Below are 16,242 nucleotides of genomic sequence, written 5' to 3' on the forward strand. Positions count from 1 at the left end.
CACTCGGTTGGAGTCAGGGAAGGCACGGTACCGCTGCCCGGCGCTCATGGCGCGGGCAGCGGCAAACCTGCGGGTGCGTGGCTTCAGTAGGAGATGCCGACCTCGTCGTATACCTTGTGCAGCAGCTCGGTGGTGACCACGCTTTCGTATTCGCGGTGAACCGGCATGCTGGCTTCGATGAACGCCTCGCGGGCCTCTGGGGTGAGCTCGTTGATGGCGATCTCGTCCTGGATGGCCTCGAGAATGCGCTCTTCATCCTGCAGGGTCAGTTCGCGGGCCATGTCGCGGCCGTTGTCGAAGGCTTCGCGCATGACCTCCTGAAGGTCCTCGGGTAGGGAGTTCCAGGAGTCGCTGTTCATCACGGCGGCATAGCCGTGGTAGGCGTGGTTGGTCAGGGTGAGGTAGTCCTGCACTTCATGGAAGCGCATGGTGTAGATGTTGGCCAGTGGGTTCTCCTGACCGGAAACGACACCCTGCTGCAGGCCGTTGTAAACCTCGGTGAAGGCCATGGCCGTGGCGTTGGCGCCGAAGTTCTGATAGGTGGAGATGATGATCGGCGCCTGCATGGTGCGCATGCGAATGCGCTCCAGGTCGTCCGGGCCCTCGATGGGTCGCTCGTTGTTGCTCATGTGACGGAAGCCGGCTCCCCAGAAGTTCACACCGTACATGTTGTGGGCTTCCAGGGTGTCGAGGATCTCACGGCCCACGTCGCCGTCCAGCACCTTGACCATGGTGTCGTAGTCCGAGATCAGGAACGGTAGATCGAGGATCTGCAGGCGCGGCTCGAAGTTACCCAGGGTGGCCGTCGGCGGGATGCCGATGTCGATCAGCCCCATCTGGATCTGTTCGATGATCTCCACGTCGCCGCCCACCTGGGCTGCCGGCAACACGTCGATACGAATTCTGCCGTCCGAGTTCTCTTCCACTTCCTGCTTGAAGCGCAGCGCGGCCTGACCGTTCGGGGTGTCCTCGATCAGTACGTGTGCGAAGCGGAAGGTGTATTCGGCGGCCTGGGCCTGACCCATGCCAAGGGAGGCGGCGGCAATGGCCGCGACCAGCGTTGCTTTGCTCAGTTTGTTTTTCATCTTTCACCTCGTTGTGGGTTCTTGTCGCGTGTCCAACGTTGTTGGTTGCGCATGGGCAGCCGATTGCGGCTCGTACGCCATGCGTCATGACCTCGTTTCCCTGCGAAACTCGCCCGAGGCAGGTTCCTGGCTCATGCCCGCTATGGGGCGTCAGGCGGCCAGGAGTTTCACTCTCTCCGCCAGTGGCTGAGCGCCGGTGGAGGCAAGTAGTGTCGATAACGCCAGGCGTGCCTTGCGTGCGCTAAGGTCGGTAACCGGCATGACCCCCGCCGACTCCAGGCTGGCGAGGCTGCCGATGAACTCGTAACTGGCGTGAACGGGGCCGCTGGCGCAACTGCTGACCACCATGACCGGTATGCCGCGTGCGGTGATATTGGCGATGGCTTGCATCCAGTCGGGAGGTACGTGGCCACGCCCAAGCCCCTCGATCACTAGTCCGACTGCACCGCTTGCCACCGCCGCTTCGACCAGGCTTGGCGAAGCGCCGAGATAAGCGGGCAGGATGTCGACCCGGGGCATGGCGCTCTCTATCGGTAAGGGCGTGCCTGCAGGACGCTGAGGGGTGGCGCTCAGCCGCACTTGGGCGCCGTCCACGTACCCCAATGGCCCGGTGTCGGGGGCGGCGAAGCCGTGCACCTGAAAGGTGCTGACCTTGCGTACCTGTCTGGCGGCGAAGATCGATTGGTTGAATACCACCAGCGGACCGAGCCCGGCCGCTTGTGACGAGGCTGCTACCTTCAAGGCATCGGCGATGTTGCAGAAGGCGTCGGTGCCCGGCTCGTGTGGGGCCCGCTGCGAACCGGTCAGCACCACTGGCTTGCCGTCGGGTAGGGTGATGTCGAGAAAGTAGGCTGTCTCTTCGAGGGTGTCGGTGCCGTGAGTGATGACGATGCCTTGCACGTCGTCTTGTGCAGCGATATCCAGGCACGCTTCACGTAGGCCCAATAGGTCTTCGAAGGTAATGGCGTTGCTGGGCTTTTGCAGGAGCGAGCGCACCTCGACCTGTGCGGTGAAATCGGTCGGCAGGCTGACCTGGGCCAGCAGAGTTTCGCCCTGGAGGGCGCCGGAGCGGTTGCGTCCCGAGGCGTCGAGTTGACTGGCGATGGTGCCGCCGGTGGCCAGTACGACGATTCTGCTTTTTGTCATTGCTCGTGTCCGTGGTGTTGCGCAAGCGTAACCTTGAACGCCTGCTGGCAAGACATCTGATGTCTGATGTCAGTTGTGATATGCTATGCAAAAATTTGCTACAAACGCAAGAGCGCGACACAATCGAGAGGCTATGGACGATTCTTGAGGGGCAGGTAGAGGTGCGTTAACTGGTTGTTGTGTCTAATAAAAATTTGTAAGTTCGTTAACCGTAAAACGAGAGGCCACATGAGTACGAAACGCCAGCTCACCGCCCGAGCCACCCCATGCGACTCTTTTGGTGGCTCCATCGAGAGAAGCTCAGTGGCCATGCAACTGCTCGAGCGAATCAAGGGCGCTCTGATCCGTGGCGAGCTCAAGCCTGGCGATTTCCTGCCCACCGAGACGGAGTTGACGCATAGCCTGGGCATCGGCAAGTCCAGCGTTCGTGAGGCCATCAAGATGCTCCAGGCAATCGGCATCGTGGAGGTGCGGCGTGGGCAGGGCACGATGATTCGGCGCGAACCCGGTGAGCCGATCGTCGACCCCATGGCCTTCGGCATGATCCTGGCCCGCGGCATGACCCGCGACTTGCTCGAGTTTCGCCGTATGTTCGAGCCGGCCTACACCTTGCAGGCGATGGGCAATGCCACTGCGGAGGATCATGCGCGGATTCGCCAGGCCATCGACGACATGGAGGCGGCCATTGCCAACGGTGAGCAGACGGCGCGACACGATGTTGCCTTCCACCGGGCCATTCTTCACGCCACCCACAACCCGATGACCATTCGCGTCGGCGAGACGCTGCTGCAATTGATCGAGGCGGCGCTGGAAACCTCCATGCAGACCCTGCCCGACGTGGCACTGAAGGATCACAAGGCGATCTACCAGGCGTTTCAGCAAGGCGATGGCGAAGCCGTTCGCGCCGCCATCGAAGTCAGTAGCAAAAGCTGGGAAACCAACCTGACCTACGTGGAAGGAGAGACCTAGCGGTTGATCAATGCGCGGTCCAGCCGCCGTCGACCATCAAGGCGCTGCCGGTGATCAGGTTGGCGGCGGGCGAGGCGAGAAACACCACGGGGCCCATCACGTCTTCGATGTGGCCGAGCCTTTCCAGCGGTATTTGCGCGAGCACTGCCTCCCGGAAGCCGGGTTCCTGGAAGAAGGGTTGTGTCATCGGGGTTTCGATGAAGGTCGGGCAAAGGCTGTTGACGCGAATGCCACGAGGGCCCAGTTCGACCGCCATGGCGCGGGTCATGCCTTCCACTGCCGCTTTCGAGGCGCAGTAGAGGCTGCGGTTCTTGGCGCCCACGTGTCCCATCTGTGAGGAGACATTGATCACGCTGCCGCCGGCGGACATCTCTTCGATCACCGTTTGGGTCAGGAAGTAGGTAGCCCGGACGTTGAGCGCCATGACCGCGGCGTAGTCCTCTTCCGTGACCTGGTCGATCGGTTTGGGGCGGTTGGTGCCGGCGTTGTTGACCAGTATGTCGAAGCGCCGGACCGCCAGGGCGCGACGGGTGGCGCCCTGGTCTTGCACGTCCAGTGCCAGGCCTTCCGCTTCGTGCCCGGCGGTGCGCAGAGCCGCGACCACTTCTTCCAGCCGCTCGGCGTTGCGGGCCACCAGAGTCACTCGTGCGCCCGCTTGAGCCAGGGCGCAGGCGCAGGCCAGCCCGATGCCCTGGCTGGCGCCGGTGACGAGAGCGCTGCGCCCATCCAGGCGCAGGCTCGGGGTTTGCGGCAGCTTCATACCGGTACCGCGGAGGCATAGGGTACGTCACGCTTGCCGTAGCGGCGTACGCGTTCGTTGGCCTGCTCGCCGTGTCCGGCAAAGCCTTCCAGCGCACACAGGCGTGAGCAGTAGCTCCCAATTTCGGCGGAAGCCTCGTCGGTGAGCACCTTCTGATAGGTGCAGGTCTTGAGGAACTTGCCGACCCACAGCCCGCCGGTATAACGCGCGGCTTTCCGGGTCGGCAGGGTATGGTTGGTGCCGATCACCTTGTCGCCGTAGGCCACGTTGGTGCGCGGGCCGAGGAAGAGGGCGCCGTAGTTCGTCAGCCTGTCGAGATAGAGGTTGGGGTCTTCGGTCATCACCTGGACGTGCTCGTAGGCCATCTCGTCGGCGACCTGCAGCATTTCTTCGTGGCTGTCGCAAACGATGACCTCGCCGTAGTCGTTCCATGCCTGGCGGGCGATCTCGGCGGTGGGCAGCTTGGCCAGCAGCTCATCGATGGCGGTGAGCGTCGCCTTGGCCAACGCCTCGGAGTTGGTGAGCAGGGCTGCGGGCGAGGTGGGGCCGTGCTCGGCCTGACCCAGCAGGTCGGTAGCGCAGAGCAGGCCGTCGACGGTTTCGTCGGCGATGACCAGGGTTTCGGTGGGGCCGGCGAACAGGTCGATGCCGACCCGACCGAAGAGCTGTCGCTTGGCTTCGGCAACGAAGGCATTGCCTGGGCCGACCAGCATGTCGACCGGTTCGATGGACTCGGTACCGATGGCCATGGCGCCAACCGCCTGTACGCCACCAAGCACCAGGATTTCATCGGCTCCGGCCAGATGCATCGCCGCCACGATGGCCGGATGCGGCTTGCCTTGATAGGGCGGGGCGGCAGCGATGACGCGTTTGACACCGGCTACCTTGGCGGTCAGCACGCTCATGTGCGCAGAAGCGACCATGGGGTAGGCGCCGCCGGGTACGTAGCAGCCAACGGAATTGACCGGGATGTGCTTATGCCCGAGCACTACGCCGGGCCGTGTTTCCACTTCGACGTCTTGCATACTGGCCAACTGGGCCTCGGCGAAGCGGCGAATCTGCGCTTGGGCGAAGCGGATGTCGTCGAGTTCTTGCGCCGTGAGCTCCGATATTGCCCGTTCGATCTCGGCTTGGCTCAGCCGGAAGGTGGCGGGCGACCAGCGGTCGAATTTTTCCGAAAGCTCTCGCACGGCTTCATCGCCGCGTGTCTCGATGGCTTGAAGCGTTTGTTCGACGGTTTCCCGAACCTTACGGTCGGCTTCGGCGCGGGCTTCGCTCGGGGCGCCCGCTTTCAGTCGTCGGATCATGGCGGTTTCCTGCTGAATTGTACGAGTAATCGAGTTGCCTCGACAGACGGCTCACCGCAAAGTTAGTATCGATTGCATACGAATGCAATTGTCTTGTTTCAGCCATTCGAGCCGAAAGTCATTTGAGTCAATAGGAGGCAGCATGTCGGAGCCTATCGCGGTAGTGGGGGCAGGACTGATAGGACGGGCTTGGTCGATGGTCTTTGCTCGGGCGGGGCGCTCGGTGAGGCTGTATGATGCCCAGCCGGAGGCCCTGGCGGGTGCGACGCAAGCGATTCGCCAGTCGTTGCAGGACCTGCAGCGCGCCGGCCTGGTCGATGATCCCGAGGCGATTCTGGCGCGCATCGAGATCGAACCCGACCTGGCACTCGCGGTGGGTGAAGCCGCCTACGTGCAGGAGTGCGGCCCCGAGAATCTCGAGGTGAAGCAGGAAATATACTCGCGCCTCGAGGCGGCAACGGCGCCCGACACCATTCTTGCCAGCTCCACTTCAGGCATTGCGGCGTCGCGCTTCACGGGGCACTTGACGCATCCGCAGCGCTGTCTGGTGGCGCACCCGGTGAATCCCCCTTATCTGGTGCCGGTGGTCGAGGTGGTGCCTGCACCGAACACAAGCCCGGATGCGGTCGAAAGAACGCTGGCCTTGATGTCCGAGGTGGGCCAGGTGCCGGTGCTGGTCAAGCGCGAGTTGCCTGGCTTCGTTCTCAATCGGCTGCAGGGGGCGCTGCTCAACGAGGCGCTGCGCCTGTTCCGTGACGGCTATGTCTCGGCCGAGGATCTGGACAAGACCGTCAAGCATGGCCTGGGGCTGCGGTGGTCGTTCATGGGGCCGTTCGAGACGATCGATCTCAATGCCCCGGCGGGGGTGACCGATTACGCTCGCCGCTATGGCCCGCTCTATGCCGATGTGGATGCCCAGCGCGATGGGGCCTCTCCCTGGCAGGCGGAAACCCTTGCGGCGCTGGAGGCGGAACGACGCACGGCGCTGCCTCTCGAAGGGCTGGCCGAACGCCAGGCTTGGCGTGACCGCCAACTGATGGCGCTTGGCGCTTACAGCAAGCTGCAAGACGAGCGCGACGCATGAAGCGGAGGTCCGTGACCTCTCGCGATGTGGCTCTACTGGCCGGATCTCGGATCACGAGTTCTTCACGCACCAGAGGGGCTGAGGGCCGGGCCTGACGGCCCGACCTGCATGCCCTGACGTTTTCGTATCCAATTCTCGCAATCGACACGAAGAGCCTGCCTGCAAGGGCCGGCTCATACTCCTGCTTACGGCACGCCTCCGCACGCCGATTGTTAGGCTCAATCGTCCTGCCTCTGGAAATTTATTTAAATACATATGGTTAGTTAAGACTTTCGCTTTGGCGGTGAAGAGCCTTGTGAGCGATACCCTGCTGTGCATCAGCTGGACAAGGTTAGACAAAGGTCTGGTTATAGGCTTTCTTGACTGATCGTATCCAATAAACTAGTTTGGGATACAAGTCAGGGCGACTTTGGTCAGGGTTGAGCCCGCCCGAATCGCTCGTATCGCCAAGAACAATTACTAAATGGGCACATGAAGCGAACGTAAAACGATCGCAAACAATCGCAAAAACAATAGAAAGAGAGGAGCAGGCATGACTGTCCAGCCCAAGATGAAAACGACCGCCAAGGCGCTCTTTGCCGGCGCTATCCTCGTGGCCGCAGCGCCGGGAGCAGCCTTTTCCGCCAATGCTGCCGAATGGCCGACGGAAAACGTCAGGCTCATCCTGCCTTTTAGTGCAGGTGGCTCCATCGATCGTTTTGCGCGCGGGTTGACCCAGCATTGGGAGGAGTTTCACGACTACGCCATGATCGTGGACAACCGTGGTGGGGCTTCAGGCTTGCTGGGCTCCAGAACGTTTCTCGGTTCTCCGTCCAACGGTCACTACCTGTTCGCAGGCATTCAGCCGACCTTGAGCATGAACATCGTGGCTCAAGGTGCCGATTTCGATCTGGACGACTTCACCTTCATTAATATCGAGCAGCGCGACTATACCTCGATCGTCGTTCGTGCCGACTCTCCCTATGAAACCATCGAAGAGCTGGTCGAGAGCATTCGCGAGAACCCGGGTAGCGTTACCATGTCCATGGCGACCGGCTCTGGAACGCACCTCTTTGGCCTGGCATTTCTCGATACGCTGGAGCTGAATCCCAATATCGTGACCTTCGATGGTGGTGGCGAGCAGCGCACGGATCTGCTTGGCGGTCACTCCGATGCCGCGTTTTCTTCGGCATATGGCGATATGACACTCGGTGATCAGGTGCGTGTGCTGGCCGTTTCTTCACATGAGACATTCCCTGGCTGGCCGGATGCCCCGCCGGTGAACGAAGCCTTTCCAGAGGCGGACCTTCCCGCCATTGGCGATAACCGCTTTCTTGCCGTACATACCAGCTTTGCTGAGGAAAACCCTGAAGCTTTCGAAGCCATCGTTGCAAGCTACCAGGAAGTGTTCAACAGCGATGCTTACCAGGCACATATCGAAAACCTCGGCTCCGACTTGATTTCAGGCTACTACGGGCCTGAAGAGTCGAAGGAAATTATTTATGAAATCCATGAGGTCGTGGAAAGATACGGCGATATGCTGTCAGGAAACTGATCGATAGGGAGGGGCGCTAGCGCGCCTCTCCTTTTCCTTGGCACGCACTAATTGCTTTATGGGATGAACGCTTATGGATTTTTTAAGGCAGTTGGGAAAGAAGGGCGGTGAGTTTATCGTTCCTTCTATCATGCTGGCTTACGCAACTTACTACTACATGGAAGTAAGCGGGTTGCCAAGGCGTGAAGTTAACTTGCTGCTCATTCAGCCGGTATATTTCGTTATAGTCGTGGCGTTTACCATTCTGGTAGCTGCTTACGTGTATAGCTTGCTGATTGGTAAGCCAGTATCCGCTTCCGGCAGCGAAGCAGGCGAGAGAAAAATCACCAACAAAGCAGCAACGGTGTCGTTTGCGGTGCTGACAGTGGCTTATGTGTTTGGAATTGAGTGGGTGGGTTTCGTGATCTCATCCTGGCTCTATATGGCATTGCTTTTGATTTTGTTCTCCGTTAAATCTTGGCTGATTATTGTAATTTTTCCCGCAGGAACGGCTCTGTTCATTCATTTGACTTTCGATATGTGGCTGAGCATCCCGCTTCCTAAAGGAATTCTATTTTAACCGCTTGGTCGGAGATTTTTTATGTTCGATGCTGCTCCTATCTTGGAGGGTCTTGGCCTTCTTGCCGATTGGAAAGTCATGTCCATTATTCTTTTAGGAGTGTTTTTCGGAATCATTACCGGTGCCATTCCTGGGTTCAGTACGCCTCTGGCCATCAGCATCATGCTGCCGCTGACTTACCCAATGAGCCCGGTTCTGGGGATAGCATTTCTCACTGCCATTTATGCGGGAGGGAATTTCGGCAGCTCTATCTCCTCGATTCTGCTGAACATACCGGGCTCTCCCCAGGCTATCGTGACAGGCTTTGACGGTAACCCCATGACGAAGCAGGGAAGAGCGAGTGAGGCACTGGGTATGGCAGTCGCCTCCTCCGCCATGGGTAACCTGCTCGGTGCTTTCTTTCTGATTCTGGTCATGCCGCTTATCGTCACGGTTGCGTTGATGTTCGGTCCGCCCGAACTGTTTCTGGTGGGTGTGTTGGGACTTACGGTTATTGCTGCGTTGCATAACAGCTTTCTCAAGGCCATCATCGCGGGTGGTTTTGGGGTACTGTTGGGAACCGTAGGCATGACGTCGACCGGTGCAATTCGTGGTACCCACGGTTATTTTGAATTGATGGACGGCATTCCTGTCATACCGGCTTTGATAGGACTGATCGGTTTTTCAGAACTGTTCTATATGTTGCAGCAGCGTTACGTTACCGGTGGAAGCAAACGCAAAGGCGAAAGTGAAAAAAATCTGCATAGTCTTCTCTACGGTTTCGGTCGTGTTTTGAAGCATCCCTTGACAGTGTTAAAGTCAAGCACCATCGGTGTTATCATCGGCGCTCTGCCTGGTGCTGGTGCCACCGTGGCTAGCGTCGTAAGCTATAATGAGGCCAAGCGAAGCTCAAAGAAGCCGGAAGGATTTGGAAAGGGAGCGGAAGAGGGGTTGATCAGCGCTGAGTCGGCAAACAATGCATCCGAAGGGGGTGCTCTGGCTACCATGCTGTCCTTGGGCATTCCGGGTGGTTTAGCGACTGCGGTAATGGTAGGTGCCTTCATGCTGCAAGGGCTAATTCCCGGGCCGAGATTGTTCATCGATCACCAGGGCCTCGTATACGGGATCATGTTTGCGCAAGTCGTAGCTTCTTTCTTCCTGTTCATGGCTGGTCTGCTGGTATCGCTGTACGCAGCCAAGGTAATCAATATACCTACTATCGTTTTGATTCCCTTGATTGCTGTATTTTCAGTGGCGGGAACTTACGCTATCAGCCTGCAAATGTTCGATGTGAAGATCATGCTCGTTTTTGCAGCGTTGGGAATCTTGATGAGAAAATATGACTACCCCCTGATAGCGGTCATTCTCGGTATCATCCTCGGCCCGATACTGGATCGCCAGTTGATGAGAACCTTCCAGGGGGCGGGTGAGCTCTCCATAGGCATTTTCCTGAACCGACCTGTGAGCCTCATCCTGCTATGCATGATCTTGTTCTGCTTGGCGCCTATCGCCTTTAAGATATATCGTAATGCAAAAGAGAGTCTGGGGTATGCAAGGCGTACCTGATTGATCTATGGAATGAGAAAATATCGTGCAAGGTGGGAAAATATGGAAGTTTTAGACACAGCTAGCCCAAGATTCACTAACCTTCCCGCTCCTGAAAGGGCTTATATCATCATACGCGAAGCGATTCTTGCCGGTGAATACCAGCCCAATGACAGGCTTCGTGAAGATGAGCTGGCAAATCGGGTGGGTACCAGCAGAACACCCGTGCGAACGGCGTTGCATCGCCTCGCCCAGGATGGATTCGTGGTGTTTCATCCCAATTCCGGTGCTGCGGTGCGTGGCTGGACAAGGAAAGACGCGATAGAGATATTTCAGGTCAGGGCCTGCCTTGAAAGCTGTGCCGCCGGGCTTGCGGCGCGAAATGCCACGCCGAGGGATATCAGAGATCTCGAACTGATCTGCGAGGAAATGGAAAGCTATCGGTTGGCGCCTGAGACGGTCGAGTCTCTGTCGGTATTGAACAGAAAGTTTCATACCAAGATTCTGAAACTGGCAGACAATTCCAAGCTTGAGGAAACGGCGCTGTCTCTCATGGATATCGGTTTCTTGATTCGGTCGTATCGATTCTTCTCGGCCAAGGATGAGCAGCGCAGTTTGATACACCATCGTGATCTCGTAGCGGCCATAGCGGCAGGTGATAGTGACTGGTCCTCATCGATAATGAAGTCGCACATCATGGCAGCATGCGATCTTGTCAGGACGAGCGAGGAGGAATAATGCCAGGTTTCGTTTTCAATACTACGCGACAGCTGATCGTCGAACATGGCGCGGCTGAGCGTCTTCACGAAGTGGTGGGCAAGTTTTCGGCCGAGCGTATCTTTGTGGTCACGGACCCGGGGATTGCCGAGCTAGGTTTGCTGGGGCCGGCGATAGAAAACCTCGAAAAGTATGGAGCCAAGGTCGAGCTGTTCGACGGCGTCGTGGCGGATCCTCCCGAAGCGGTTGTGCTCGAGGCGGTGGAGCGGGCCAGGCGGATGCGTGCCCAACTGGTCATCGGGTTTGGCGGCGGCAGCTCAATGGATGTTGCCAAGCTGGTGGCGTGCTTTGCCCATCTGCATTGTCGCCAGTCGCTGCAGGAGGCCTATGGGGTGGGCAATCTCGAGGGAGAGAGGCTGCCACTCGTCCAGGTGCCGACGACCGCAGGTACGGGCTCCGAGGTGACGCCCATCTCCATCGTGACGACAGGCGAGACGACTAAATCGGGCATCGTCTCGCCGGTGTTGCTCCCGGATGTCGCCGTACTCGATGCCACCCTGACGGTGGGGCTGCCACGCCATGTGACGGCGGCGACGGGTATCGATGCCATGGTGCATGCGATTGAGGCCTACACGAGCAAGATTCGCAAGAATCCGATGTCAGATACGCTCGCCAGGGAGGCTCTGCGCCTACTCGTCACACATATCGATCGGGTCATGCAGGATGGCCGGGATCTGGAAGCGCGACAAGCCATGCTGCTGGGTTCCTGCTTGGCCGGGCAGGCTTTTGCCAACGCTCCGGTAGCTGCAGTACATGCCTTGGCTTACCCGCTGGGGGGCCATTACCACGTGCCCCATGGGCTATCCAACGCCTTGGTGCTTCCTGCAGTACTGCGTTTCAATGCGGTGACGGCTGCCGATCTCTACGCGGAGCTGGCTCCCATTTTCACGCAAGAAGCGCGCTCCCGCTCTAACGTAGACGATTGCGAAAGCTTTATTGCAAGCATCGAGGCCCTACTTAAAAGAAGCGGTCTGCCGCTCAGGTTGCGTGATGTCGGTGTTCTCGAGTCCTCTCTTGATGAGTTGGCGTCAGACGCCATGCAGCAGCAGCGCTTGCTCGTGAACAACCCTCGGGAAGTGACGGAGCGGGACGCTCTCGAGATCTATCGAACTGTCTATTGAGGTCACGATACGGGCGGAGGGGGTAAAACCCCAGCCCGCCGGCCGCTAGTCACTCGACTTGCTGATCATCAGTCGGCGCAGCAGAGGAAAGCTGAGGGCCATGAACATCAATCTGGCCAAATGATGGATTCCGACGAACCCTGCGTCGTGACCGACTGCGAGAGCGATCAAGGCCATGACTTCCGCACCGCCGGGGGCGTAGGCCAATAGCAGCTGGGTAAAGGGTATGTCGGCTGCCACGCTGATGGGAAAGGCGATCGCGCCGGTTGCCAACAGGGTCAACGCTACGGAAAAACACGACACGGGCAGCAGCTTGGCCATTCTGCCGAGGCTGCTGTCGGTGAAGCGTGTTCCGATCATCGCTCCGGTCAGAATGAAGATCGTTACTTTCAGGCCCGTGGGCAGCCTGCCCACTTCGAACCCACTGAGGGAAACCAGGGCCGCCCCCAAGATGGCACCCAGGAGAGCGGCAGCAGGCAGCCGACAGCGCTGACATATGGCGGCGCCCAGGCCCGCTGCGAGAACGAGCAGGGCGAGTGCCGTGTAGTGGGTACCCTGAACTTGATGAACTCTTTCGCCTACGGCTCCTTGTGCAAGTAGCGGAAAAAGCACGACGAGAAAAAGTAGTCGTATGCTCTGGATCATCGTGACTTGCGGTACATTGCAAGGGTATTGCGATGCCGTTTGCAGAATCAGCACCATGTGCCCGGGGTAGGCTGAGAGAAAACTGGTATTCCCGGAGAGCTTGGTAAGTCTGGCAAGCGTATAGGAGACGGTAAACGTGATGGTGAGCATGGCGACCATCAGCCCTGCCAGGCTGGGAAGCCAGGAAGCCGCTTCGGAGAAGAATCGTGGGCTCAAGGAGCTGCCGATACTGATCCCCACTAGTACCAGGACCAATGACTGGAGCTCGCCGGGGTAATGGAGGCGAAAGCCGGCGAGGCTGGCTGCCAAGGTTGCGCCGATGGCGCCAAGCAGCCAGCCTGCAGGAAGCCCGGCAGCGCTGCCGACTAGCCCGCCCAGGCTGGCCAAAGCCAGGGTTCGGGCCGTACTCGAAATATGGGTGTCCAAACCGTGAGTCCTGAGTGGCTGGGCATGGAAATCTCACCGGGCCAATGCCCGGTGAGTCATCGGCAGAGGCTAGCCCATATAATGCTTTTCGAACTCCCAAACTTCCGGGAAGCCAATCAGCTTATTGAACTCACTGAAGCTATACAGCTGGGAAGAGTCGGTTACGTCGCCGTTTTCCTTCAAGTCCGCATAGCTCTTTTCCAGCGCCGCGGCGGTGGCCAGGAAGCCGGCGGCAGGGTGGATGGCCAGAGCGAAGCCCAGCGACTGCAGCTTTTCGGCTGACAATAATGGTGTACGACCCCCTGGTACCATGTTGGCGATCAGCGGCTTGTCGATGTGCTTGCCTATGGTTTCCATTTCCTGCTCCGACTCGGGCGATTCGATGAAGATGACGTCGGCACCCGCATCGCTGTAGGCCTGCGCGCGCTTCAATGCTTCATCGAGTCCCAATGCCGTGCGCGAGTCCGTCCGTGCAATGATCACAAGATCGTCGCTACGCCTTGCATCGCAGGCGACCTTGATCTTTTGCACCATGTCTTCCAAGGGGATGACTCGACGGTCTGGCGTATGACCGCATTTCTTCGGGAATTCCTGGTCTTCCAGTTGAACGGCGGATGCCCCGGCTTCCTCATAGCCTCGTACGGTATGATGAACGTTGAGCAGGCCGCCATAGCCGGTGTCGGCATCGGCGATTATGGGGGTGTCGGTCATTTTCGCCATGGTGGCGATTCTGCCGACCATGTCGCTGTAAGTGGCAATGCCGGCGTCGGGTAGGCCCAGGTGAGAGGCAACCGTGCCATAACCCGTCACGTAGAGAGCCTTGAAGCCCATGCGATCGGCTATCAGGGCTGAAATCATATCATAGATGCCTGGTGCAACGACGATTTCGCCAGAGTTAAGCTGTTCTTTAAGTGACTTGGCTGTCATTTTTTACTTCTCCTTTGTATATACCGATTGTTCACCTTCGGCACCCTCATGATGCTGGTGGTGTTGCGACCCATGGGTTGGCGTTGATGTGGTGTGTTTCGAATTTTTTGATTTTATCTAGCAGACGATAAGTCATTTGAATTTCCGACTCGCCTTTTAATAGAGCTTCTTTTCGATAGGCATCGATTTCAAAGGGGTAACGTAAATCTGAGCTGTTGATGATGCTTTGCTGAGGCAAGTCAACGGTCAATATTTGGGGTTGACCTTCTTCTTGCATCAGAGACTGGATGCTTTGCTCATCCAGGCGAATCACTAGCAGACCGTTCTTCAGGCTGTTATTGAAAAAAATATCGCCAAAATCCGGAGCAATGACGACACGAAAGCCATAATCGAGAAGTGCCCATACGGCGTGCTCGCGTGATGAACCACATCCGAAGTTTCTCCCGGCAATGAGAATAGTTGACTCTGCCTGGGTGGGGTCATTGAGGGGAAATCCTACTTTCGGCTTGCCATCAGGCGTAAAGCGCAGATCATGAAAGAGTTGATCCTCGTATCCGGCTTCACGGGGCCGATGTAGATATCGCGCCGGTATGATTTGATCGGTGTCGATGTTTTCCCAAGGCAAGCTCAGAGCCTGTCCACGGTGAGTGGTAAAAGCTAGCATTTGGTGCCCTCCAGCTCCCTGACGTCGGTGAGGTGACCGGTAATGGCAGCGGCGGCGGCCATTGCTGGGCTCATGAGATGCGTACGACTTCCCGGGCCTTGGCGGCCAGCGAAGTTGCGATTGGAGGTGGATGCGCAACGAGCACCGCTTGGTACCGAATCGCCGTTCATGGCAACGCACATGGAGCAACCAGGCTCACGCCACTCGAAACCTGCCTGGTGAAAGATTTCGTGCAATCCTTCTTTTTCTGCTTGCTGACGGACTTGCTGAGAACCGGGCACGACGATAGTAGGCACTTTGGCTCTGCCAAGCTTTGCAATTTTCGCGGCTTCACGAAGGTCTTCCAGGCGGCTATTGGTGCAGGAGCCGATGAATACCCGGTCGACTTTCAGAGAAGTGAGTTTCGCACCCGGCTCGAGACCCATGTATTCGATGGTGGCTTGGTATTGCTCCATCTTGCTTGTCTCGATGTCTCCAAGGTCCGGAATGTGACCGGTAATGGGCAGGGCCGTTTCGGGGGAATTTCCCCAGGTTACCGTGGGGGCAATCGAGCGGGCATCTATGGCAACTTCCTTGTCATGATGGGCATCGTCATCGCTCTTGAGGCCTCGCCATGCTTCTACGGCACGTTCGAAAAGCTCTCCTTGTGGCGCAAAGGGCTTGCCCTTCAAATATGCAAACGTGGTTTCATCGGGTGCAATCATGCCGCCCCGAGCGCCGGCCTCTATCGACATGTTACATAGCGTAAGACGTGACTCCATCGACAGGTTGTCTATGGCTTCACCCGCATATTCAATGACATACCCGGCACCACCATTGGCACCGATGGTTCTGATGATGGTGAGGATCAGGTCTTTTGCCGTGACATGCACTCCCAGCTCTCCATCGATGCGGATCCGCATTGTCTTGGGGCGCTGCTGCCAAAGCGTCTGTGTGGCCAGTACATGAGCGACCTCAGAGGCACCGATGCCAAATGCCAGTGCGCCTAATGCGCCGTGGGTGGAGGTATGGCTATCGCCGCAAACGAGCAGAGTGCCTGGCAGGGTCAGCCCCAGCTCGGGACCCGCTACGTGTACGATCCCCTGGCGCTCATCATTCGCTCCGAAGGAGGTGATTCCCTGCTCGCGAGCATTTTCTGCCAGTGTCGTCACCATGGCGTCATGCACGGGATCGCGATCAGGGTCGTCATGAGTGGCAATGTAATGGTCGGCCATACCGAACGTAAGGTCGGGCCTTCTTACCTTCTGTCCCTCGCTCTTGAGCTGGTCGAATGCTTGCGCTGTGGCGTCGTGAACTAGGTGGCGGTCGATGAAAAGGAGTGCAGTGCCATTGTCTCGTTCGCTGATGACATGCGACTCCCATATCTTGTCGAAAAGTGTTCTTCCCATCGCTGCGTGCCTCGCTGTCGTTGGCCTCGCTGTCGTTGTTAGCCATCGCTGGGCGTGTGATGCCAGCTAGAGTATACATATACCACATATCGTATCCAATCAAGCGCTACGAGGGATGTTTCCCCATGCCGAGGCGATGCGCTGGCTATTGATGTTGCTGCTGAGTCCGTTAGGCGGGTGCAACATGTCGGTGAACATAATCTATTGATATTAAGCAATTAAAATTCTAATTCTGACAGTTGGTGCGGCCTTTCTTTCGGATCGTCAATTTTTTTCCGCTCGTCCGAAAGGGCTGGGATTTGACAAAACGTATCCAATGAGCAAGG

General features: G+C 58.0%; 15 protein-coding genes. 7 read left to right on the plus strand and 8 right to left on the minus strand.

The window, feature by feature from the left end; translation table 11 throughout:
- Window positions 1-83 precede the first annotated feature (83 nt).
- A complete protein-coding gene (locus tag HOP58_RS14725) occupies window positions 84-1,085 on the minus strand; it encodes a TRAP transporter substrate-binding protein (protein WP_234260745.1) in 1,002 nt (333 codons plus the stop codon).
- 150 nt (window positions 1,086-1,235) lie between these two features.
- Window positions 1,236-2,231, minus strand: a complete 996-nt coding sequence (locus tag HOP58_RS14730; RefSeq protein WP_234260746.1) for an asparaginase — start codon at window positions 2,229-2,231, stop codon at window positions 1,236-1,238.
- Window positions 2,232-2,459: 228 nt separating this feature from the next.
- Here HOP58_RS14730 and HOP58_RS14735 point away from each other — a divergent pair, with 228 nt between their 5' ends.
- On the plus strand, window positions 2,460-3,200 hold the full coding sequence (locus HOP58_RS14735) for a FadR/GntR family transcriptional regulator (RefSeq protein ID WP_234260747.1): 741 nt from the start codon (window positions 2,460-2,462) through the stop codon (window positions 3,198-3,200).
- A gap of 7 nt (window positions 3,201-3,207) precedes the next feature.
- On the opposite strand, the gene HOP58_RS14740 is transcribed toward HOP58_RS14735, so the two are convergent.
- Window positions 3,208-3,960 carry an SDR family oxidoreductase gene (locus tag HOP58_RS14740; RefSeq protein ID WP_234260748.1) on the minus strand — a complete coding sequence of 251 codons (753 nt, stop codon included), beginning with the start codon at window positions 3,958-3,960 and terminating at the stop codon, window positions 3,208-3,210.
- Complete coding sequence (hisD, locus tag HOP58_RS14745; RefSeq protein ID WP_234238854.1) at window positions 3,957-5,267, minus strand: histidinol dehydrogenase; 1,311 nt, start codon at window positions 5,265-5,267, stop codon at window positions 3,957-3,959. Before hisD ends, HOP58_RS14740 begins: the two co-directional genes overlap by 4 nt.
- A gap of 142 nt (window positions 5,268-5,409) precedes the next feature.
- Between hisD and HOP58_RS14750 the strand changes: the two genes are divergently transcribed.
- The 6 genes from HOP58_RS14750 to HOP58_RS14775 all read left to right on the plus strand — a co-directional run bounded on the left by HOP58_RS14750 (window position 5,410) and on the right by HOP58_RS14775 (window position 11,866).
- On the plus strand, window positions 5,410-6,351 hold the full coding sequence (locus tag HOP58_RS14750; protein ID WP_234260749.1) for a 3-hydroxyacyl-CoA dehydrogenase: 942 nt from the start codon (window positions 5,410-5,412) through the stop codon (window positions 6,349-6,351).
- A gap of 532 nt (window positions 6,352-6,883) precedes the next feature.
- On the plus strand, window positions 6,884-7,885 hold the full coding sequence (locus HOP58_RS14755) for a tripartite tricarboxylate transporter substrate binding protein (protein ID WP_234260750.1): 1,002 nt from the start codon (window positions 6,884-6,886) through the stop codon (window positions 7,883-7,885).
- Window positions 7,886-7,958: 73 nt separating this feature from the next.
- The gene (locus HOP58_RS14760) at window positions 7,959-8,444 is read left to right on the plus strand and encodes a tripartite tricarboxylate transporter TctB family protein (RefSeq protein WP_234260751.1); all 486 of its coding nucleotides are present in this window, start codon (window positions 7,959-7,961) and stop codon (window positions 8,442-8,444) included.
- A 21-nt stretch (window positions 8,445-8,465) separates the two neighbouring features.
- Window positions 8,466-9,989, plus strand: a complete 1,524-nt coding sequence (locus HOP58_RS14765; protein WP_010628734.1) for a tripartite tricarboxylate transporter permease — start codon at window positions 8,466-8,468, stop codon at window positions 9,987-9,989.
- Window positions 9,990-10,031: 42 nt separating this feature from the next.
- On the plus strand, window positions 10,032-10,706 hold the full coding sequence (locus tag HOP58_RS14770; protein ID WP_010628733.1) for a GntR family transcriptional regulator: 675 nt from the start codon (window positions 10,032-10,034) through the stop codon (window positions 10,704-10,706).
- On the plus strand, window positions 10,706-11,866 hold the full coding sequence (locus HOP58_RS14775; protein WP_234260752.1) for an iron-containing alcohol dehydrogenase: 1,161 nt from the start codon (window positions 10,706-10,708) through the stop codon (window positions 11,864-11,866). Before HOP58_RS14770 ends, HOP58_RS14775 begins: the two co-directional genes overlap by 1 nt.
- A gap of 45 nt (window positions 11,867-11,911) precedes the next feature.
- Here the strand turns inward: HOP58_RS14775 and HOP58_RS14780 are convergent, their stop codons facing one another.
- The 4 genes from HOP58_RS14780 to leuC all read right to left on the minus strand — a co-directional run bounded on the left by HOP58_RS14780 (window position 11,912) and on the right by leuC (window position 15,916).
- Window positions 11,912-12,937, minus strand: coding sequence for an AbrB family transcriptional regulator (locus tag HOP58_RS14780; RefSeq protein WP_234260753.1), 1,026 nt, complete (start codon window positions 12,935-12,937; stop codon window positions 11,912-11,914).
- A 69-nt stretch (window positions 12,938-13,006) separates the two neighbouring features.
- Window positions 13,007-13,864: an isocitrate lyase/PEP mutase family protein gene (locus tag HOP58_RS14785; RefSeq protein ID WP_234260754.1), complete on the minus strand. Its 858-nt coding sequence runs from the start codon at window positions 13,862-13,864 to the stop codon at window positions 13,007-13,009.
- Window positions 13,865-13,910: 46 nt separating this feature from the next.
- Entirely contained in the window at window positions 13,911-14,528 is a 618-nt protein-coding gene (leuD, locus tag HOP58_RS14790; protein ID WP_234260755.1) for a 3-isopropylmalate dehydratase small subunit, read from the minus strand.
- Window positions 14,522-15,916 carry a 3-isopropylmalate dehydratase large subunit gene (gene leuC / locus HOP58_RS14795; RefSeq protein WP_010628728.1) on the minus strand — a complete coding sequence of 465 codons (1,395 nt, stop codon included), beginning with the start codon at window positions 15,914-15,916 and terminating at the stop codon, window positions 14,522-14,524. Before leuC ends, leuD begins: the two co-directional genes overlap by 7 nt.
- Window positions 15,917-16,242: the final 326 nt, after the last annotated feature.

The organism is Halomonas sp. MCCC 1A11062, from assembly GCF_021404355.1.
GTDB lineage: Bacteria > Pseudomonadota > Gammaproteobacteria > Pseudomonadales > Halomonadaceae > Halomonas > Halomonas aerodenitrificans.

Excerpts from the sequence above, each read along its gene's own strand:
- HOP58_RS14725 (WP_234260745.1), bottom strand. The coding sequence starts at position 1,085 with ATGAAAAACAAACTGAGCAAAGCAACGCTGGTCGCGGCCATTGCCGCC.
- HOP58_RS14730 (WP_234260746.1), bottom strand. The coding sequence starts at position 2,231 with ATGACAAAAAGCAGAATCGTCGTACTGGCCACCGGCGGCACCATCGCC.
- HOP58_RS14735 (WP_234260747.1), top strand. The coding sequence starts at position 2,460 with ATGAGTACGAAACGCCAGCTCACCGCCCGAGCCACCCCATGCGACTCT.
- HOP58_RS14740 (WP_234260748.1), bottom strand. The coding sequence starts at position 3,960 with ATGAAGCTGCCGCAAACCCCGAGCCTGCGCCTGGATGGGCGCAGCGCT.
- hisD (WP_234238854.1), bottom strand. The coding sequence starts at position 5,267 with ATGATCCGACGACTGAAAGCGGGCGCCCCGAGCGAAGCCCGCGCCGAA.
- HOP58_RS14750 (WP_234260749.1), top strand. The coding sequence starts at position 5,410 with ATGTCGGAGCCTATCGCGGTAGTGGGGGCAGGACTGATAGGACGGGCT.
- HOP58_RS14755 (WP_234260750.1), top strand. The coding sequence starts at position 6,884 with ATGACTGTCCAGCCCAAGATGAAAACGACCGCCAAGGCGCTCTTTGCC.
- HOP58_RS14760 (WP_234260751.1), top strand. The coding sequence starts at position 7,959 with ATGGATTTTTTAAGGCAGTTGGGAAAGAAGGGCGGTGAGTTTATCGTT.
- HOP58_RS14765 (WP_010628734.1), top strand. The coding sequence starts at position 8,466 with ATGTTCGATGCTGCTCCTATCTTGGAGGGTCTTGGCCTTCTTGCCGAT.
- HOP58_RS14770 (WP_010628733.1), top strand. The coding sequence starts at position 10,032 with ATGGAAGTTTTAGACACAGCTAGCCCAAGATTCACTAACCTTCCCGCT.
- HOP58_RS14775 (WP_234260752.1), top strand. The coding sequence starts at position 10,706 with ATGCCAGGTTTCGTTTTCAATACTACGCGACAGCTGATCGTCGAACAT.
- HOP58_RS14785 (WP_234260754.1), bottom strand. The coding sequence starts at position 13,864 with ATGACAGCCAAGTCACTTAAAGAACAGCTTAACTCTGGCGAAATCGTC.
- leuD (WP_234260755.1), bottom strand. The coding sequence starts at position 14,528 with ATGCTAGCTTTTACCACTCACCGTGGACAGGCTCTGAGCTTGCCTTGG.
- leuC (WP_010628728.1), bottom strand. The coding sequence starts at position 15,916 with ATGGGAAGAACACTTTTCGACAAGATATGGGAGTCGCATGTCATCAGC.